The 20,727-nt window shown below is 65.5% G+C and carries 14 protein-coding genes; 13 read left to right on the forward strand and 1 reads right to left on the reverse strand.

From position 1 onward, the window contains the following. Positions 1–83 precede the first annotated feature (83 nt). From lipB to BMX93_RS06490, 11 genes are all read left to right on the forward strand, one after another. Positions 84–866: a lipoyl(octanoyl) transferase LipB gene (gene lipB, locus BMX93_RS06440; RefSeq protein ID WP_091969227.1), complete on the forward strand. Its 783-nt coding sequence runs from the start codon at positions 84–86 to the stop codon at positions 864–866. After that, positions 863–1,798 carry a lipoyl synthase gene (locus BMX93_RS06445; RefSeq protein ID WP_245725767.1) on the forward strand — a complete coding sequence of 312 codons (936 nt, stop codon included), beginning with the start codon at positions 863–865 and terminating at the stop codon, positions 1,796–1,798. Before lipB ends, BMX93_RS06445 begins: the two co-directional genes overlap by 4 nt. A gap of 273 nt (positions 1,799–2,071) precedes the next feature. Continuing rightward, positions 2,072–2,752 carry a 50S ribosomal protein L10 gene (gene rplJ / locus BMX93_RS06450; RefSeq protein WP_091969228.1) on the forward strand — a complete coding sequence of 227 codons (681 nt, stop codon included), beginning with the start codon at positions 2,072–2,074 and terminating at the stop codon, positions 2,750–2,752. Positions 2,753–2,766: 14 nt separating this feature from the next. Next, the gene (gene rplL / locus BMX93_RS06455; protein WP_091969230.1) at positions 2,767–3,156 is read left to right on the forward strand and encodes a 50S ribosomal protein L7/L12; all 390 of its coding nucleotides are present in this window, start codon (positions 2,767–2,769) and stop codon (positions 3,154–3,156) included. A gap of 338 nt (positions 3,157–3,494) precedes the next feature. Continuing rightward, positions 3,495–6,971 carry a DNA-directed RNA polymerase subunit beta gene (gene rpoB, locus BMX93_RS06460; RefSeq protein ID WP_177170100.1) on the forward strand — a complete coding sequence of 1,159 codons (3,477 nt, stop codon included), beginning with the start codon at positions 3,495–3,497 and terminating at the stop codon, positions 6,969–6,971. 97 nt (positions 6,972–7,068) lie between these two features. After that, entirely contained in the window at positions 7,069–10,959 is a 3,891-nt protein-coding gene (locus BMX93_RS06465) for a DNA-directed RNA polymerase subunit beta' (RefSeq protein WP_091969235.1), read from the forward strand. A 363-nt stretch (positions 10,960–11,322) separates the two neighbouring features. Further along, complete coding sequence (gene rpsL / locus BMX93_RS06470) at positions 11,323–11,694, forward strand: 30S ribosomal protein S12 (RefSeq protein ID WP_091969237.1); 372 nt, start codon at positions 11,323–11,325, stop codon at positions 11,692–11,694. After that, positions 11,694–12,164, forward strand: a complete 471-nt coding sequence (gene rpsG / locus BMX93_RS06475; protein ID WP_091969239.1) for a 30S ribosomal protein S7 — start codon at positions 11,694–11,696, stop codon at positions 12,162–12,164. The genes rpsL and rpsG overlap by 1 nt, the downstream gene beginning before the upstream one ends. Before the next feature lie 94 nt (positions 12,165–12,258). Beyond that, positions 12,259–14,358, forward strand: a complete 2,100-nt coding sequence (gene fusA, locus BMX93_RS06480; protein WP_091969240.1) for an elongation factor G — start codon at positions 12,259–12,261, stop codon at positions 14,356–14,358. Between the two features lie 235 nt (positions 14,359–14,593). Further along, a complete protein-coding gene (gene tuf, locus BMX93_RS06485; RefSeq protein ID WP_091969242.1) occupies positions 14,594–15,784 on the forward strand; it encodes an elongation factor Tu in 1,191 nt (396 codons plus the stop codon). A 302-nt stretch (positions 15,785–16,086) separates the two neighbouring features. Beyond that, positions 16,087–16,737: a vitamin K epoxide reductase family protein gene (locus tag BMX93_RS06490; RefSeq protein ID WP_091969243.1), complete on the forward strand. Its 651-nt coding sequence runs from the start codon at positions 16,087–16,089 to the stop codon at positions 16,735–16,737. Between the two features lie 46 nt (positions 16,738–16,783). On the opposite strand, the gene BMX93_RS06495 is transcribed toward BMX93_RS06490, so the two are convergent. Next, positions 16,784–18,079: a multidrug effflux MFS transporter gene (locus BMX93_RS06495; protein WP_091969245.1), complete on the reverse strand. Its 1,296-nt coding sequence runs from the start codon at positions 18,077–18,079 to the stop codon at positions 16,784–16,786. Between the two features lie 186 nt (positions 18,080–18,265). Between BMX93_RS06495 and BMX93_RS06500 the strand changes: the two genes are divergently transcribed. Both BMX93_RS06500 and gltX read left to right on the forward strand, forming a co-directional pair. After that, positions 18,266–18,787: a GNAT family N-acetyltransferase gene (locus tag BMX93_RS06500; RefSeq protein ID WP_091969247.1), complete on the forward strand. Its 522-nt coding sequence runs from the start codon at positions 18,266–18,268 to the stop codon at positions 18,785–18,787. A gap of 117 nt (positions 18,788–18,904) precedes the next feature. Beyond that, a complete protein-coding gene (gltX, locus tag BMX93_RS06505) occupies positions 18,905–20,299 on the forward strand; it encodes a glutamate--tRNA ligase (protein WP_245725773.1) in 1,395 nt (464 codons plus the stop codon). Positions 20,300–20,727: the final 428 nt, after the last annotated feature.

Genomic DNA, 20,727 nt, shown 5'->3' on the forward strand with positions numbered 1-20,727 from the left:
AACCTCCATCCTCGGAAGACCTCGACCCCTCCCCCCACACCGACGCGCCACCCGACCGCGCGACATGCCCTACACCCTCATCTATGAAGAGCCAGGAAAGGCACTGCCTCGATGCCGCCGAGGGCGGACTCTACGACTACCGGACCGGCTGGGGACGCCAGCGGGAACTGCTGCAGCGGGTGGCGCACCACGAGATCTGCAACCGCGTGCTGTTCGTCCAACACGAGTCCACCTATACCGCCGGAAGGCAGACCCAGCCCGAGGAAAGGCCCTTCGACGGACGCCCGGTCATCGACGTGGACCGCGGCGGCAAGATCACCTGGCACGGTCCAGGGCAGCTCGTCGGCTACCCCATCGTCTTCCTGCAGCGCGGCGTCGGTGTGGTCGACTACGTTCGGCGGGTCGAGGAGGCCGTCATCCGGACGCTGCGCGACTATGGGATCCGCACTGGGCGCGTGCCTGGGCGAACAGGCGTATGGCTGGCCTCCGACGGCACCGGGCCCGAACGCAAGATCTGCGCCATCGGAGTGCGGTGCGCCCACCAGACCACCATGCACGGGTTCGCCCTCAATGTGAATCCGGAGTTCGGCTTCTTCGACAACATCGTGCCCTGCGGCCTCGAGGACGCCGACGTCACCTCGATCGAGCGTGAGTCGGGGCGCGCACCCTCGCTGGGCGCCGTCGCCGATCAGCTCTACCCCCATCTCGCGCAGTTGTTGAGCTTCGCGCCCTACGCGATGTCGCCCGACATCGAACGGCGAGCCCACCTGGCCTTCCACCATCGCACCGCGACCGGTGCACCGTCCCGGTCCGGCAGCCTGCTGACAGATGCCCCCACCACGACGCCGAAGGTGGTTCAGCTGTGAGCCCCCAGATCCCGCCTCGCCGCCTGCTGCGCATCGAGGCCCGCAATGCCCGTACCCCCATCGACCACGATCGCCCCGCGTGGCTCAAGACCCGGCTGAGCGTCGGCCCCGAGTACCAGGACATGCATGAGCGCATGGTGACAGGCAAGCTGCACACCGTCTGCCAGGAGGCGGGCTGCCCGAACATCTTCGAATGCTGGGAGGAGCGGGAAGCCACCTTCCTCATCGGCGGCGATCGATGCACCAGGCGCTGCGACTTCTGCCAGATCGAATCCGCCCGGCCGCAGGGCTATGACCGGTCCGAGCCCCTGCGCGTCGCCCGCTCGGTGCACCAGATGGGCCTGCGCTACTCCACGGTCACCTCGGTGTGCCGTGACGATCTGCCCGACGAGGGCGCCTGGCTGTGCGCAGAGACGATCCGCCAGATCCATGCGCTGAATCCGGGGGTCGGCGTCGAAATGCTGGCCCAGGACTTCTCGGGACGGGCGGAGTTGCTCGACGAGGTTTTCGAGGCGCGCCCGGAGGTCTTCGGCCACAACGTCGAGACGGTGCCGCGGTTGTTCCACGAGATCCGGCCGGGCTTCAGCTACCAGGGCTCCCTGGACGTGCTGAGGATGGCCCACCAGGCCGGGCTGATCGCGAAATCCAACCTCATTCTCGGCATGGGCGAGACGGATGAGGAGATCGAGCAAGCACTACGCGAGATTCGCGCGACCGGTGCCGAGCTGGTCACCATTACCCAGTACCTTCGTCCCAACTCCTTCCTGCGCCCCGTCGACCGCTGGGTCACACCGGCCCAGTTCGTGGCCTTCGGGAAGCTGGCCCAGCAGCTGGGATTCCTCGGCGTGATGAGCGGTCCGCTGGTGCGCTCCAGCTACCGGGCCGGCCAGCTCTACCGCCAGGCGATGTCCGGACGACGACAGCCGGCGTGAGCGCTCGGACCCGAGGCTGCCTGGCCGAGGGGCCCGGCCCCACGCACTCGGACACCGGTGCGGGCGATGGCCGGTTTGTTTGTCCGGCACCGAGGGCCTAGGCTGTCCCAAGCCGAAGACCGTTGGCGGCATTGCCTCAATGCTCGACAGAGCGCCTGCGCAGGTTCCGATGTTTCGCCGAGCGATGCTCGGCGTCTGCCCCGGCCCTGCGCGCCGGGGTTTTTTCATGCCGTCGGTGGCCTTCGCACGAACGAGAAGTGGGAAGGAGACCCAATGGCGAGGCCAGACAAGGCAGCCGCGATCGCCGCGCTCAAGGAGAAGTTCTCCTCAAGCAACGCAGCTGTGCTGACCGAGTACCGCGGGCTCACCGTGCAGAACCTGAAGGAATTGCGCAGGTCGCTCGGTGAGGACGCAAGCTACGCCGTTGCGAAGAACACTCTTACCCGGATCGCCGCGAAGGAGGCTGGCGTCGAAGGACTCGACGAGCAGCTCACCGGGCCGACGGCCGTGGCCTTCATCAACGGTGACGTCGCCACCGTGGCCAAGGGACTGAGGGACTTCGCAAAGGACAATCCGCTTCTGGTCATCAAGGGCGGTGTCCTGGACGGCAAGGTCCTCGACGCCGAAACAGTCAAGAAGCTCGCCGACCTCGAGTCGCGTGAGGTGTTGCTCGCCAAGCTGGCCGGCGCCTTCAAGGCCTCGCTGAGCAATGCTGCGGCTCTGTTCTCCGCCCCGCTGAGCCAGGCTGCCCGCCTGCTCGGTGCTCTGGAGACCAAGGCGAACGAGGATCCCTCGGTCATCGGCGGGGCAGGGAACCCTGCTGCTGGCGACCAGGAGCTCAAGACCGCCGAGCAATCGGCACCCGAAGCAGCCGATGCTGCCGAGGCCACTGAGGACGCGGCTGACTCCGCGTCGACCGACGCGGCGTCGCACGAAGACGCCTCGAACAACTAGGAAGGACGCCCAGCATGGCGAAGCTCAGCAAGGAAGAACTCCTTGACCAGTTCAAGGAACTGACCCTCATCGAACTGTCCGATTTCGTGAAGGCCTTCGAGGAGACCTTCGACGTGAAGGCTGCCGCTCCGGTCGCCGTGGCGGCCGCTCCGGCTGCTGGCGGTGCCGCCCCCGCCGAGGAGGAGGAAGCTCCCTCCGAGGTGGATGTCATCCTCGACTCCGCAGGCGACAAGAAGATCCAGGTCATCAAGGAGGTCCGCGCCCTCACCAGCCTCGGCCTCAAGGACGCCAAGGATCTCGTCGAGGCAGCCCCCAAGGCCATCTTGGAGAAGGTCACCCCCGAGGCAGCTGCAGCTGCCAAGGAGAAGCTCGAGGCCGCCGGCGCCTCCGTCACCGTGAAGTGACGACTGCCTGAAGCAATCGCATGGGGGCGGGTTCCACGATCGTGGGGCCCGCCCTCGTGCGTCCCGGGCGCCGGGTGGCCCGTCTGCGATCCGAGTGCGGAGTTGCCAAGCCGGACGACCTGCGTATGATCGACTCCGTGGTCTCGACCCCACAGCGACGCCGCAGTTGCTGAACGTCGGAGCCCGTCAAGGGCTCGTCGCTGTGCGCTGCGCATGCTTGCATCCACGGCGCACAACGTGTAGAGTCGGTGTTTGCCTATCGCCACAATGACGACCCGTGTTGACACGGGCCGTTCTGCATGCAAAGAACCTTTGCGAGTTCTTGGAAGGACCACACCTTGGCCGCCTCGCGCAATGCGTTGAAGAACACCGACGTCATCTCCTCCACAGGGAGGATCTCGTTCGCCAAGATCAAGGAGCCCCTGGAAATCCCCAACCTGCTGGATCTGCAGGTCAAGTCGTTCAACTGGCTCGTCGGCAACGACGTCTGGCAGCGCGAGGTGGATGAGGCTCTTGCCCAGGGCCGGACTGACGTCAACACGAAGTCCGGGCTTGAGGAGATCTTCGAGGAGATCTCGCCGATCGAGGACTTCTCCCAGACGATGTCCCTGAGTTTCCGGGACCACCGCTTCGAGGAGCCGAAGTACACCATTGAGGAGTGCAAGGATCGCGACGCCACCTACGCGGCCCCGCTGTTCGTGACCGCCGAGTTCATGAACAACGACACCGGCGAGATCAAGAGTCAGACGGTCTTCGTCGGGGACTTCCCCCTCATGACCGACAAGGGCACCTTCATCGTCACCGGCACCGAGCGCGTCGTGGTCTCCCAGCTGGTGCGCTCCCCGGGCGTCTACTTCGAGCAGACTCCCGACAAGACCAGCGACAAGGACATCTTCACGTGCAAGGTGATCCCGAGCCGCGGCGCCTGGCTGGAGTTCGAGATCGACAAGCGCGATCTGGTCGGCGTGCGTCTCGACCGCAAACGCAAGCAGAACGTCACTGTCCTGCTCAAGGCCCTCGGCTGGACCGAGGAGCAGATCCTCAACGAGTTCGGCCAGTACGACGCCATTCGGATGACGATGGAGAAGGACCACGTCACCACCCAGGACGAGGCCCTGCTCGACATTTACCGCAAGCTGCGTCCGGGCGAGCCGCCGGCCCGCGATGCCTCCCAGGCCCTTCTGGAGAATTACTACTTCAACCCCAAGCGCTATGACCTGGCCAAGGTCGGGCGCCACAAGATCAACAAGAAGCTCGGTCTGGACAAGCCGTTCGATCAGCAGGTGCTCACGATGGACGACATCACCGCCGCCATCCACTACATCTGTGCCCTGCACGAGGGCAAGACCGAGCTCGACAACGGCCTGCCCGTCGAGCCCGACGACATCGACCACTTCGGCAACCGCCGGGTGCGCACCGTGGGCGAGCTCATCCAGAACCAGCTGCGTACTGGTCTGGGGCGCATGGAGAGGGTCGTGCGCGATCGGATGACCACCCAGGACATCGAGGCGATCACCCCGCAGACGCTCATCAACGTCCGCCCGGTCACTGCGGCGCTCAAGGAGTTCTTCGGAACCAGCCAGCTCTCGCAGTTCATGGACCAGAACAACCCGCTGGCCGAGATGACCCACAAGCGCCGGCTGTCGGCGCTCGGCCCCGGCGGGTTGTCCCGTGATCGCGCGGGCATGGAGGTGCGCGATGTGCACACCAGCCACTACGGCCGGATGTGCCCGATCGAGACTCCTGAAGGTCCCAATATCGGATTGATCGGCCAGCTCGCGTCCTTCGCGCGGGTCAACGCCTTCGGCTTCATCGAGACGCCCTATCGCAGGGTCGTCGGAGGCATCGTGACCGATGACGTCGACTACCTGACCGCCGACGAAGAGGACCGTCACATCATCGCCCAGGCCAATGCCGTGGTCGGCGAGGACGGCGCCTTCTCCGAGGAGCGCGTCCTGGTACGTACCCGCCATGGCGAGGTCGACCTGGTCCCGCCCGACGAGGTCGACTACATGGACGTCTCGCCCCGGCAGATGGTGTCGGTGGGTTCCGCGTTGATCCCCTTCCTCGAGCACGACGACTCCTCGCGTGCCCTCATGGGCGCCAACATGCAGCGGCAGGCCGTGCCGCTCGTGAAGAACGAGGCCCCCTATGTCGGCACCGGTATGGAGTACCGCACGGCCGTCGATGTCGGCGAGGTCACCTGCGCCACCAAGCCCGGAACGGTCACCGGTGTCACGGCCGACCTCATCGACGTTGCGTGCGATGACGGCACCTACCAGACCTTCCGGCTGGAGAAGTTCCATCGTTCCAATGCGGGCACCTGCGTCAACCAGCGGCCGATCGTCCACGAGGGCGATCATGTCGAGGTCGGCACCCCGCTTGCCGATGGGCCCTGCACCGATGACGGCGAGCTCGCCCTGGGCCGCAATCTGCTGTGCGCCTTCATGCCGTGGAACGGCTTGAACTACGAGGACGCCATCATCTTGTCCCAGCGGATCGTGAGCGAGGACATCCTCACCTCGATCCACATCGAGGAGCACGAGGTCGACGCCCGCGACACCAAGCTCGGACCCGAGGAGATCACCCGCGACATCCCGAATGTCTCCGACGACATGATCGCCAATCTCGACGAGCGCGGCATCATCCGGATCGGCGCCGAGGTGCGCAATGGCGACATCCTGGTCGGCAAGGTCACCCCGAAGGGCGAGACCGAGCTCACGCCCGAGGAGCGCCTGCTGCGCGCCATCTTCGGCGAGAAGGCCCGCGAGGTGCGCGACACCTCGATGAAGGTGCCGCATGGCGAAGAGGGCACCGTCATCGGCGTGCGCATCTTCGACCGTGAGGAGAACGACGAGCTGCCGCCGGGTGTCAACCAGATGGTTCGCGTCTACGTCGCGCAGAAGCGCAAGGTGCAGATCGGCGACAAGCTGGCCGGACGCCACGGCAACAAGGGAGTCATCTCGAAGATCCTGCCGATCGAGGACATGCCCTTCCTGGCCGATGGCACCCCCGTCGACATCATCCTCAACCCGCTGGGCGTGCCGAGCCGGATGAACCTGGGGCAGGTGCTCGAGATGCACCTGGGCTGGATCGCCCATTCCGGTTGGGATCTCGGTGAGTGCGACGAGCCCTGGGCCCAGCGTCTGCGCGAGGTCGGCCTGCAGCATGTCGACGGTGCCGCCCACCTGGCCACGCCGGTCTTCGACGGTGCCGACGAGGCAGAGATCGGTGGCCTGCTGGCCAACAGCCTGCCCAACCGCGACGGCAATCATGTCGTCGACGGCGACGGCAAGGCGGTGCTCTTCGACGGGCGTAGTGGCGAACCCTTCCCGGAGAAGGTCGGGGTCGGCTATATGTACATGCTGAAGCTGCACCACCTGGTCGACGACAAGATCCATGCCCGCTCCACCGGTCCCTACTCGATGATCACGCAGCAGCCGCTGGGCGGCAAGGCCCAATTCGGCGGCCAGCGGTTCGGCGAGATGGAGGTGTGGGCGCTGGAGGCCTACGGCGCCGCATGGGCCCTGCAGGAGATGCTCACCATCAAGTCCGACGATGTGTCGGGCCGAGTGAAGGTCTACGAGGCGATCGTGAAGGGCGAGAACATCCCCGAGCCCGGTATCCCCGAGGGCTTCAAGGTGCTTGTCAAAGAGATGAAGTCCTTGTGCCTGAGCGTCGAAGTGCTGGGCACCGACGGACATGTCATCGATCTGCGCGATACGGAAGAGGACTACCGCTCCGTCGAGGAGCTGGGAATCGATCTGTCGCGTCGTCCCGGTGCAGATTCCTACAAGTTGGAGTCCGAGGGCTGACGCCTGCCTGTCGTGACGCCGGGTCCCGCCCGGCGTCACGACCACTGATCCCCAATTGTTGTGACCGCCTGCTGGGAGCAGGGGAAAGAGAAGCAACGTGCTGGACGTCAACACCTACGATGAACTCCGGATCGGCCTCGCCACCGCCGACCAGATCCGTGAGTGGTCCTACGGAGAGGTGAAGAAGCCCGAGACGATCAACTACCGCACGCTCAAGCCCGAGCGCGACGGACTGTTCTGCGAGAAGATCTTCGGGCCGACTCGCGACTGGGAATGCTACTGCGGCAAGTACAAGCGGGTCCGCTTCAAGGGAATCGTCTGTGAGCGCTGCGGCGTCGAGGTCACCCGCTCGAATGTGCGGCGCGAACGGATGGGTCACATCGAGCTGGCCGCCCCAGTCACCCACATCTGGTACTTCAAGGGTGTCCCGAGCCGGCTGGGCTATCTGCTGGACATCGCCCCGAAGGATCTCGAGAAGGTCATCTACTTCGCGGCCTATATGATCACCAGGGTCGATGCGGACGCCCGAAGCCGCGACCTGCCCTCCCTGGAGGCGAAGGTCTCTGCCGAGCGCAGCCACATCGAGAAGCGTCGCGATTCCGACATCGACAAGCGCATGGCCAAGCTCGAAGAGGACCTTGCCAAGCTCGAGGAGGAGGGCGCCAAGGCCGATCTGCGCAAGAAGGTGCAGACCGGCGGCGAGAAGGAGATCAAGACGATCCGCGACCGCGCCCAGCGCGAGCTGGACCGTCTCGACGCCGTCTGGGACCGCTTCAAGGGCCTCAAGGTGCAAGACCTTGAGGGCGACGAGGTGCTCTACCGCGAGATGAAGAACCGCTTCGGCAAGTACTTCGATGGGTTCATGGGTGCCGAGGCCGTCAAGCACCGCCTGGAGACCTTCGACCTGGCCGAGGAGTCCGTGCGGCTGCGCGAGATCATCCAGACCGGTAAGGGCCAGCGCAAGACTCGCGCTCTCAAGCGCCTCAAGGTGGTCTCGGCCTTCCTCGAGACCGGCAACTCGCCGATGGGCATGGTGCTCGACGCCGTTCCGGTCATCCCGCCGGATCTGCGCCCTATGGTGCAACTCGACGGTGGCCGCTTCGCGACCTCCGATCTCAATGATCTGTACCGTCGCGTGATCAACCGCAACAACCGTCTCAAGCGACTGCTGGACCTCGGCGCTCCCGAGATCATCGTGAACAACGAGAAGCGGATGCTCCAGGAAGCAGTCGACTCGCTGTTCGACAACGGCCGCCGCGGCCGTCCGGTGACCGGTCCGGGCAATCGCCCGCTCAAGTCGTTGTCCGACATGCTCAAGGGCAAGCAGGGCCGGTTCCGTCAGAACCTGCTCGGCAAGCGCGTCGACTACTCGGGTCGTTCGGTCATCGTGGTCGGGCCGCAGCTCAAGATGCACCAGTGCGGCCTGCCCAAGCAGATGGCTCTCGAGTTGTTCAAGCCCTTCGTCATGAAGCGGCTGTACGACCTCAACTACGCGCCCAACATCAAGAGCGCCAAGCGGATGGTCGAGCGCCAGCGCCCGCAGGTCTTCGATGTCCTCGACGAGGTCATCAAGGAGCATCCGGTGCTGCTCAACCGCGCGCCGACCCTGCACCGGCTGGGCATCCAGGCATTCGAGCCGCAGCTGATCGAGGGCAAGGCCATCCAGCTGCACCCGCTCGTCTGTGCCGCCTTCAATGCCGACTTCGACGGCGACCAGATGGCGGTCCATCTGCCGTTGAGCGCCGAGGCGCAGGCCGAGGCTCGCATCCTCATGCTCAGCTCGAACAACATCCTCAAGCCTGCCGACGGCAAGCCGATTGCGCTGCCGAGCCACGAGATGATCATCGGCATGTACTTCCTCACCCAGGACCTCGACGGTCTGAAGGGCGAGGGCCGGGCGTTCAGCTCCGAGGCCGAGGCGTTGATGGCCGAGTCGATGGGTGAGCTCGACCTGCGTGCCAAGTGCACCATCAGGCTTGAGGGCATCGTCGCGCCGCAGAGCCAGGCCGGCAAGCTCAAGGAGGACGGCACGATCCTGCTGGACACCACCTTGGGCAAGGTCATCTTCAACGAGGCGCTGCCCAAGAGCTATCCCTTCGTCGAGAGCCACGTGGGCAAGAAGGAGCTGGCCAGGATCATCAACGACCTGGCGATCAAGTACCCGAGGCCGGTGGTGGTCGAGACCCTCGACAACCTCAAGGACATGGGATTCAAGTGGGGCACCCGCTCGGGGGTCACGGTCTCCATCGGTGACGTGCAGACGCCGCCGAACAAGCCCGAGATCATGGCCACCTACGAGGCCAAGGCAGCCAAGATCGACAAGCTCTACGACCGCGGTGCCGTGACCGAGGAGGAGCGCCGCAGCGAGCTGGTGCAGATCTGGAACGACGCCACTGCCGAGCTGACCGATGCGATGGAGAAGAACTTCACCAAGACCAACCCGATCTACATGATGGTGAACTCGGGCGCACGAGGGAACATGACCCAGATGCGCCAGATCGCCGCCATGCGAGGGCTGGTGGCCAACCCGAAGGGCGAGATCATCGAGCGCCCGATCAAGTCCAACTTCCGTGAGGGCCTGACGGTTCTGGAGTACTTCATCTCCACCCACGGCGGCCGCAAGGGCCAGGCAGATACCGCCCTGCGTACCGCGGATTCGGGCTACCTGACCCGCCGGCTGGTCGACGTCTCCCAGGACGTCATCATCCGGGAGGAGGACTGCGGCACCGAGCGCGGGCTCGTGAAGACCATTGCGACGGCGGGTCCGGACGGCACCCCGGTGCCGGGCAAGATGCTGGACACCTCGGTCTATGGGCGGGTTGCCGCCGTCGACGCCACAGATGCCGACGGCAATGTGGTGATCGAGGCCGGCTCGAACCTGGACCCGGCCCTGGTGAAGAAGGCGATTGCCGCGGGGGTGACCACCCTCAAGGTGCGGTCCGTGCTCACCTGTGAGGCCACCACCGGTGCCTGCGCGAAGTGCTACGGGCTCTCGCTCGCCAACGGCAAGCCGGTCGAGGTGGGAGAGGCCGTCGGTATCCAGGCGGCCCAGTCCATCGGCGAGCCCGGCACCCAGCTGACCATGCGTACCTTCCACACCGGCGGTGTGGCAGGCGATGACATCACCCAGGGCCTGCCGCGCGTCGTCGAGCTCTTCGAGGCCCGTACCCCCAAGGGCAAGGCCCCGATCGCCGAGGCGGACGGCCGGGTGAAGATCGAGGAGACCGAGCGCGGGCGCAAGCTCACGATCGTCCGCGACGACGGTGGCGAGGACGTCGAGTACGCCTTGCCCAGGCGCGCACGCCTCGACTTCGAGGACTCCGATCGGGTGCGGCATTCGATCTACGACGGAGCCCACGTAGAGGTCGGCGAGCAGCTCACCGGTGGCACGATCGATCCGCAGGACGTGCTGAGGGTTCGTGGTGTGCGCAAGGTGCAGGAGCACCTGGTGCAGGAGGTCCAGAAGGTGTACGCCTCCCAGGGCTCCCCGATCCACGACAAGCACATCGAGATCGTGATCCGCCAGATGCTGCGCCGGGTGACTGTCATTGAGTCCGGCGACACCGACATGATGCCCGGCGAGCTCGTCGACCGGCAGCGATACGAGGCCTCGAACCGCAAGGCGGTCGAGGAAGGCGGGCGTCCGGCTGAGGGCCGTCCGGTGCTCATGGGCATCACCAAGGCATCGTTGGCCACCGATTCGTGGCTCAGTGCGGCGTCCTTCCAGGAGACGACGAAGGTGCTCACCGACGCCTCGATCCATGGCAGGTCTGATCACCTGGTCGGTCTCAAGGAGAACGTCATCCTCGGCAAGCTCATCCCGGTCGGGACGGGCCTGGATCGCTACCGCAATATCCGGGTGGAGCCGACCGCCGAGGCGAAGGCGAATTCCTACCAGATGAACTACGACCCCTTCGACTACGATTTCGGCTCCGGCTCGGGATCGGCAGTTCCGCTCGACGACATGGATTTCGGCGACATGCGCTGAATTCCGCGATAGTGGCGGTGCGGCACGCCAGCGTGTGCCGCACCGCCACCCAGGCGGGGTAGCGGTGCGCTGCCTCGCGAGGAGCCGTGGACGAGTCGCGGCCGATCCTGTTCCGCCCGGTCTTTTTGACCAGCGGGGCAGTGTCGACTAAGCTCGCTTCTTGGTTCGGTTTGCCCGGATGAAAGCGCGTGCCCTCCCGGTCGGAATCCTGACGTTGCACAGGAGGCCAGGCGGCTCCAGGAATCGTGCGGCAACGACCCATCGTCCTTCGAACACCTGCCAGTTGCTGGGTGGAGCGTTCAGGTGGTGGGGGAGTTGCACCATCAGGAGAATCACTCTCGACAACGAAAGAGATACCAGCAGGTGCCTACCATCCAGCAGCTGGTCCGCAAGGGCCGCACTGACAAGGTCAGCAAGACCAAGACGCCGGCGTTGAAGGGCTCGCCCCAGCGCCGCGGCGTGTGCACGCGCGTGTACACCACCACCCCGAAGAAGCCGAACTCGGCTCTGCGCAAGGTGGCGCGTGTCCGCCTGAGTTCCGGCATCGAGGTAACGGCCTATATCCCCGGGATCGGGCACAACCTCCAGGAGCACTCCATGGTGCTGGTGCGTGGCGGCCGAGTGAAGGATCTGCCCGGCGTGCGCTACAAGATCATCCGCGGCGCTCTCGACACCCAGGCCGTCAAGGGTCGCAAGCAGGCGCGCAGCCGCTACGGCGCGAAGAAGGAGAAGTAATGCCTCGCAAGGGACCAGCCCAGAAGCGCCCGGTCATCATCGACCCGGTCTACGAGTCACCGCTCGTGAGCCAGCTCGTGAGCAAGATCCTTCTCGACGGCAAGAAGACGACTGCGCAGGCCATCGTGTACTCGGCGCTCGAGGGCGCTCGCGAGAAGACCGGTATCGACCCGGTCCAGACCCTCAAGAAGGCGCTCGACAATGTGAAGCCAGCCGTCGAGGTGCGTTCACGCCGCGTCGGTGGCGCCACCTATCAGGTGCCTGTCGAGGTCAAGCCGCACCGCTCCAATACGCTGGCGATGCGCTGGCTCGTGAGCTTCGCGCGGGCCCGCCGCGAGAAGACGATGGCTGAGCGCCTGCAGAACGAGATCCTCGACGCCAGCAATGGCCTCGGGGCATCGGTCAAGAAGCGCGAGGACACCCATCGTATGGCCGAGGCGAACCGCGCGTTCGCCCATTACCGCTGGTAGAGCTTTCCGCAGGCCCCCGCCGCAATGGCGGGGGCGCTGCCCTGTCCCGGGGCAGAAACCCCTCATCACACCAAGAAACAGAGGTAGGAATACCGTGGCCCTCGACCTCCAGACCGACCTGGCCAAGGTGCGCAACATCGGCATCATGGCTCACATCGACGCCGGCAAGACGACGACGACCGAGCGAATCCTGTACTACACCGGCATCAACCACAAGATCGGCGAAGTGCACGACGGTGCTGCCACCATGGACTGGATGGAGCAGGAACAGGAACGCGGCATCACCATCACCTCGGCTGCCACCACCTGCTTCTGGAACAACTACCAGATCAACATCATCGATACGCCGGGTCACGTCGACTTCACCGTCGAGGTGGAGCGTTCGCTGCGCGTGCTCGACGGTGCGGTCGCGGTCTTCGACGGCGTTGCGGGCGTCGAGCCACAGTCGATGACGGTGTGGCGCCAGGCGAGCAAGTACAACGTGCCGCGCATCTGCTACATCAACAAGCTCGATCGCACTGGAGCATCCTTCGATTGGTGCATCAAGACCATCCGCGAGCGTCTGCACGCCATTCCCGTGCTCCTCCAGCTGCCGATCGGCGCCGAACACAACTTCATCGGCATCGTCGATCTCGTCGAGATGCACGCGAAGGTGTGGCGTGGCGAGACCGAGCTCGGTGAGCACTACACGGTCGAGGAGATTCCCGAGGACCTCGCGGAAGCCGCCCAGGCCGCCCGCGCCGAGATGGTCGAGACGGTCGCCGAGAACGACGACGAGTTCATGGAGATGTATCTCGGCGGCGAGGACTGGACCAAGGAAGACCTCAAGGCAGCGATCCGCCGCGGCGTCCTGAGCAGTGCCTTCACCGCAGTCACCTGCGGCACCTCATTCAAGAACAAGGGCGTGCAGCCGCTGCTCGACGCCATCGTCGACTACCTGCCGAGCCCCCTCGACGTGCCCGCCATCGTCGGCTTCAAGCCCGGGGACGAGTCCGTGGAGATCGATCGCCATCCCGACCGCGACGAGCCGCTGTCGGCCCTGGTCTTCAAGATCGCCTCCGATCCCCATCTGGGCCGGCTGACCTTCGTGCGGGTCTACTCGGGCGTCCTGAAGTCCGGCGGCCAGGTGCTGAACTCGACCAAGGACAAGAAGGAGCGCATCGGCAAGATCTACCAGATGCACGCCAACAAGCGCCAAGAGGTCGACGAGATGCCTGCCGGCATGATCTGTGCCGTGATGGGGCTCAAGGACACCGGTACGGGCGACACGCTGTGCGACCCCAGCAAGCCGGTCGTGCTGGAGTCCATGACCTTCCCGAATCCGGTCATCGAGCAGGCCATCGAGCCGAAGTCGAAGGCCGATCAGGAGAAGCTGGGCATCGCGATCCAGCGGCTGGCCGAGGAGGATCCCACCTTCCAGGTGCACACCGACGAGGAGACCGGCCAGACGATCATCGCTGGCATGGGTGAGTTGCACCTGGATGTCTTCATCGACCGGATGAAGCGGGAATTCCACGTGGAAGCCAATATCGGTGTTCCGCAGGTGGCCTACCGTGAGACCTTGCGCCGGGCAGTCAAGGGTGTCGAGTACACCCACAAGAAGCAGTCGGGTGGTTCGGGTCAGTACGGCCGGGTGGTCATCGATCTGGAGCCGACTGCTCCCGGCAGCGGCTACGAGTTCGTCAATGCGGTGACCGGCGGGCGGATCCCCAAGGAATACATCCCTGCCGTCGACGCCGGTATCCAGGAGGCCATGCAGTTCGGCGTGCTGGCCGGCTATCCCGTCGAGGACATCAAGGTCACCCTGACCGACGGCGCCTACCACGAGGTCGATTCCTCCGAGCTGGCCTTCAAGATCGCCGGGTCGATGGTCTACAAGGAAGCTGCCCGTCGGGCCGATCCGGCCCTGCTCGAGCCGATGATGGCCGTCGAGGTGACCACGCCCGAGGACTACCTCGGTACCGTCATCGGTGACCTCAACGGCCGGCGCGGGCATATCCGCGAAATGGTCGAGGAGCACGGCAACAAGGTCGTGCGAGCACTCGTCCCGCTGTCCGAGATGTTCGGCTATGTCGGCGACCTGCGTTCCAAGACCTCCGGGCAGGCCTCGTACACGATGGAATTCGATTCCTACGCCGAGGTTCCCAAGTCGATTGCCGAAGAGATCATCGCCAAGGCACGCGGCACGGAGTGATCATCGGGGGCGCGTCAGCGGATGTCGGCGCGCCCCCGGTCCGGTCCGGCGTCGTTTGACTCTCGTTCGCCGGTGGACCAGAATTGCAAAGGTTCATGGGTGCAGGCCCATGCTTCATGGTGCCCGGCAAGGCCGGCACGGCATTCACACATGAAAAGACCAGCTGCGAGGCCCCTCGCAGCAACCAACAGGCGTCCCGCAAGCCAGCGTGACGCGACTTTCAGAAGGAGCCCCAGTGGCAAAGGCCCATTTCGAGCGGACGAAGCCGCACTGCAACATCGGCACCATCGGACACATCGACCACGGCAAGACCACGCTCACCGCGGCGATCACCAAGGTGCTTGCTGACAAGTACCCGCAGTGGAACTCGTTCGAGGCGTTCGATCAGATCGACAAGGCTCCCGAGGAGCGCCAGCGCGGCATCACGATCTCCATCGCGCACGTCGAGTACCAGACCGAGAAGCGCCACTACGCGCACGTCGACTGCCCCGGACACGCCGACTACGTGAAGAACATGATCACCGGCGCCGCCCAGATGGACGGCGCGATCCTCGTGGTGGCAGCCACCGACGGCCCCATGCCCCAGACTCATGAGCACGTTCTGCTGGCCCGCCAGGTCGGCGTCCCCGCGATCGTCGTCGCCCTCAACAAGTGCGACATGGTCGACGACGAGGAGCTCATCGAGCTCGTCGAGATGGAGACCCGCGAGCTGCTCTCGGGCCAGGAGTTCGACGGCGACAACTGTCCCGTGGTCCGGGTCTCGGCGCTGAAGGCCCTCGAGGGCGATGCCGAGTGGGGCGAAGCCATCATCAAGCTCATGGATGCCGTCGACGAGTACATTCCCCAGCCCGAGCGTGACACCGCGAAGCCCTTCCTCATGCCCGTCGAGGACGTCTTCACGATCACCGGGCGTGGCACCGTGGTCACCGGTCGTGTCGAGCGCGGCATCATCAAGACCGGTGAGACCGTCGAGCTCGTCGGCTTGGGCGACACCCAGACCACGACGGTTACCGGTGTCGAGATGTTCCGCAAGATCCTCGACGAGGGTCAGGCCGGCGACAATGTGGGTCTGCTGCTGCGTGGCACCAAGAAGGAGGACGTGGAGCGCGGCATGGTCGTGACCAAGCCGGGCACCACCACCCCCCACACCGACTTCGAGAGCAATGTGTACGTGCTGACGAAGGAGGAGGGCGGCCGTCACAAGCCGTTCTTCAGCCACTACAGCCCGCAGTTCTACTTCCGCACCACCGACGTGACCGGCACGGTCGAGCTGCCCGAGGGTGTCGAGATGTGCATGCCCGGTGACAACACCGACATGACGGTGCACCTGCAGAAGCCGATCGCCATGGAGGTCGGACTGAAGTTCGCCATCCGCGAGGGTGGCCACACCGTCGGCGCAGGTCGCGTGACCAAGATCGACAAGTGAGCCCGCTCCTGCGGGTCTGATCATCCGCAGCCGCACAGAAGGCCCGCCCCTCGGGGCGGGCCTTCTGTCGTCCCAGGCTCCTTGCGGTGAGCTGTCTGTCCTCCCAGGCCCCTTGGGCGTCTCGATAGCGCCTGGCCGGGGCAGCGCCCGGATTTCCAGCCGCTGAGGGTAGCCTTGGCGCCATCTGGGGAATCGCGCAGGCGGTACCCGCACGCAGCGATATTCGTTGGCCCGGCGAACTGCGCCTGAGCGGTCGAGAATCGCGGCGAGGAATCACAGTTGCCCACAGCCGAGGGAAGGCCATGACCGAAGTGCAGACATCCGCGACACCCGAAGACGACGACGAGATCGATGTGGAGCTGCTGCAACCGGCACCGCAGTCATGGCGATCCAGGACCGCGATCGAGATGGTGATCAGTGGTCTGCTGGGTCTCTACACATCGTTCGTGCTGTCGATCGAGGCGTGGCAGCTGGCCTCCAACCCGGGCCTCCAGCTGCGCTGCGATGTGAATTCGGTGATCTCCTGCACCACAGTCGCCAACACCTGGCAGGCCCGAGTTCTCGGCTTCCCCAACGCCTTCCTCGGCATCTTCTTCGAGGCCGTCGTACTGGCGGTGTCGGTGGCCATCCTCTCGGGTGTGCGCTTCCCGCGCTGGTACATGCTGGGCGTCCAGGCGCTCTACACGGTTGGCCTGCTGTTTGCCCTGTGGCTGTTCGTGCAGTCCTATTTCGTCATCCATGCGCTGTGCCCGTGGTGCCTGCTCATCACCCTGACGACAACGCTGGTGTGGGCGGGTCTTACCCGGCTCAATGTGCGTGATCGAGTGATCCCCGCCCCCGCAGGGCTGCGCTGGTTCGTCTCCGCCGGAAACGACTGGATCATCACCGGCTCGTTCCTGTTCGTGCTGGCCATGATGGTCTTCGTGCGCTACGGCATCACGCTGCTGCGCTGAGCCCGCCGATACGGTGGCCGCGGGCCTGGCCCGGGCCACCGCGCCCTCAGACCTCCCGGGCCTGTTGAGGCGTTGCTGCTCCGCGTGACGAGCGACTCAGAGGCAACCCCACCGCGAGGGTGATGGCCAGGCAGCCGGCCATGACGAGCGCCATCGACACCACCGGGCGATGACCGAGCCCCACCAGGGGCGAGACGACTGCAGCCACCAGGAACTGCGCCGCCCCGAGCAGGCCCGAGCCGGTGCCAGCAGCTCGTCCTGACAGCGCCGAGATGGCAAGGGCGGTGGCGTTGCCCGAGGACAGCGAGATCCCCGCCAGCGTCAGCGCGAGCAGGCCTATCACCAGGCCCAAGGGGGTCGTGCCGAGCAGACTGGCGATCACCAGTCCCGCCGTGCCGAGCGTCATGAGTCCGAGTCCCACGAGCATGAGGTGCCGGATCTGGAAGTGCTCGACAAGCCGCGCTGAGGCGGCGGCGACGATGGCCATGAGGACGGCATTGCCCGCGAACGCCAGCGAGTAGTTGATCTTGCTCAGCCCGTATTCGCCCTGCAGAACGAACGGCGAGGCCGAGATGTAGGCGAACATCACTCCGAAGCCCACCGCGAAGATGATCCCGTAGCCGATGAACCGGAGATTGCCGAGCATCGCCGAGAGGTCATGCCAGACCTGGGAGACACCGGCACCATTGCGCTTGGAGGCCGGCAGCGACTCGGGAACGACGAAGATGGCCGCCAGGGCCATGAACGCGTTGAAGATGGCCAGCACTGCGAAGATTCCCCGCCATCCGATCGGGCCGCTCAGCACACCGCCGAGCACCGGCGCGATGACCGGTGCCAGTCCCTGGATGGCCATGAGCAGCGCGTAGGCCTTCGCTGCGCCATTCGCATCTGCCAGATCGGCGACGACAGCGCGTGCCAGCACCACGCCAGTGCCGCCGGCCAGACCCATCACGAATCGCAGCGCGATGAGAAGCTCGATATTGGGCGCCAGGGCTACGCACACCGAGGAGATCAGGAAGCAGACACTGCCTATGACCAGCGGCCTGCGCCGCCCGATGCTGTCGGAGATGGGGCCGATGATCAGCTGACCCAGCCCCATGCCGATCATGAACGCCGACAGGGTGAGCTGAGCCGCGGAGGCTGAGGTGTGGAGGTCCTGGGCCAGCTGGACCATGCTCGCGAGATACATGTCGGTGCCCAGCGGTGCCGCTGCCGAGAGGAGCGCCAGGCTGACGAGAAGCAGAGGCCCCAGCGTGCTGACATGCGGGGGCGGCGGGGCAGCGGAGGACGGCGCGGCCGAGAGGTTCCTTGCCGGTTCGTTGGTGGGGGTCTTGAGGGACATGGCGGTGCTCCAGGAAATATGGGCCTGTGTCGGGCAGGCTCCGCGGTGATCGGCAGATGACCCGACCCGCGGATTCTATGGTCTCGGGCGAAGGGCCTCGCGCGTTGTGAGCGACCGGGGCCAGCGTTTCACGGTCCGTGAACACAAGGGGGCTCCCAACCCTTCCGTGCGGAGCACCATGGAGGGATGGACCGCCATCCACTCACCAATGACGCACCGGGCCGGGTGAGGCTGACCACTGCCAGGCTGATCCTGCTCAGCGTCGATCCGGCGCAAGCCGAGACCTTGGCCGCCGGCGGCTGCCCCCTGCCGTGCGCGCCCGGCTATCCCCATGCCGATACGAGCGCCGCGGCGAGGCTGTTGCGCCAGAGCATCGAGGTGGACAACTGGGTGCCCGGTTTCGGCATGTATCTCATCGTGCGCAGCAGCGATGGGCTGGTGATCGGCGACATCGGCTTCCACACCCCGCCCGACGAGCGCGGCGCGGCCGAAGTGGCCTATGGGCTGGCGCCCTCGGCCAGGCATCGCGGATACGCATCCGAGGCCCTTGATGCACTCACGTCATGGGCACATTGTCACGGCTGCGAGACCGTACTGGCCGAGGTCGAGCCGGACAATGTCGCGTCTGTGGCGGTGCTCGAGAGGTGTGGGTATGCGCCGGTGCGCGCGGCCGGGCCCTGGCTGCGCTACCGGCACCAGCGTGGCTGATCTGCTCGTTCGGCGGACCTCGGGTCGTTCACTAGACTCGGCAGCACTATGACCACACCTGCTCGCACTCGCGTCGCTCCTTCTCCGACCGGTGATCCTCATGTCGGCACCGCGTACATGGCCCTCTTCGACAAGGCCTGGGCGGCGAAGACCGGCGGCAGCTTCGTGCTGCGGGTGGAGGACACCGACCGCAACCGGCTGGTCGAGGGCAGCGAGCAGCAGATCAGCGAAACGCTGGAGTGGCTGGGCCTAGGCCCAGACGAGTCTCCGGAGCTGGGCGGCCCCTATGGCCCCTACCGCCAGTCGGAGCGCCTGGACGCATATCGTCCTGTCGTCGAGCAGCTCATTGCCGACGGCCATGCCTACCGCTGCTGGTGCAGCCCCGAGCGACTCGCGGCGATGCGTGCCGAGAAGGCAGAACACAAGCAAGACACCCGCTACGACCGGCTCTGCCTGGGAATGACCGAGCAGGAGAGAGCGAAGCTGCCGGGATTCAGCCCGACCCCGGTGGTGCGGATGCTCATTCCCGACGACGCCCCCTTGAGTTTCCAGGACCTGGTGCGCGGCGAGGTGAGGGCCCCGTTCCCCGACGACCAGGTGATTCTCAAGGCGGACGGGTTCCCGACCTATCATCTGGCGGTGGTCGTGGACGACCACCTCATGGGCATCAATACCGTGGTCCGCGGCGAAGAATGGATCAGTTCGACACCCAAGCATCTGCTGCTGTACAGGTGGCTCGGATGGGAGCTGCCGGCCTTTGCGCACATGCCTCTGCTGCGCAATACCGATCACTCGAAGATCAGCAAACGCAAGAACCCGGCGGCGAGGCTCATGTGGTTCAAGGAGCAGGGCTATCTTCCCGAGGCATTGCGGAACTTCCTCCAGCTGCTGGCCTACCCGCCAGTGGCTGGTGACCAGGAGGTCGAGAGCTTCCAGGACTTCGTCGACGGATTCGAGTGGTCGCGGGTGAACACGGTGGGCCCGGTCTTCGACACGAAGAAGCTCGACTGGCTCAACGGCTACTACGTCCGGCAGCTCTCCGACGAGCAGCTGGGGGAGCGCCTTGTCGAGTTCATCACTGCCAGCGGGCAGTGGGGCGAGAACCCCTCGCCCAGCTGGGCGCAGCTGATCCGCCGATCGGCGGCCATGATCAAGCCGCGGCTCGTGAAGTTGTCGGATGCCTGGGCCCAGCTGGACTTTCTCACCGTCCCCGATGACGCGGTTGCCCTCGAGGATGTCGCCCGGGCGCAGCTGCGCGACAACGCAGCGGAATTGCTGGCCGCCTCACGGCAGGTGATCGCCGAGACGCAGCCCTTCGATGCCCGGCACATCGAGGCCGGCCTGCGGACGAGACTGGTCGACGAGATGGGCATCAAGCCGCGGGTGGCGTTCACGCCGCTGCGGGTCGCCACGAGCGGGCGAAAGGTGAGCCCCCCGCTGTTCGAGACCTGCGAGATCTTGGGGCGGGCCTCGGTGCTCGCCCGGATCGACGCGCTGGCGAAGCAGCTGTGAGCCTGGCGGGCGTGCAGCCGACCGAGGCGGATTGAACCCCGCGTGGATTTGTCAGGATGGCCTCGACGTGGGAGCATAGACAAGTTGCTCCCCGGGGTACGGGCGTTTGCGCGCGATGGAGCCGGATCTGGTTCGTCCAGGGTCCTTCTCGTCACGGCCGGCGCGTGTCTTCGGGAAGAGATGCACTCTAACCCTCGGGCGACCGCGGGTGGCCTTGCGGCACACACCGGTCGGGGCTGCGGGGTTGTGAGTGGGTCACTCGGCGACGGGTGGATTCACCGGATGCGGTTTCGGCTGCATGCGGGAATCTGGTTGTGAGTCCACAGCCACACGCGAAGAGGTGCGTGTTGTGCTGAACGGCCCGCGACACGCCCGACCTCGGGTACCGGGCAATGTGACTTTGACAAGGGGAAATAGTGGCGGAAACG

It is taken from the genome of Propionibacterium cyclohexanicum, assembly GCF_900111365.1.
Taxonomy (GTDB): Bacteria; Actinomycetota; Actinomycetes; order Propionibacteriales; family Propionibacteriaceae; genus Propionibacterium; species Propionibacterium cyclohexanicum.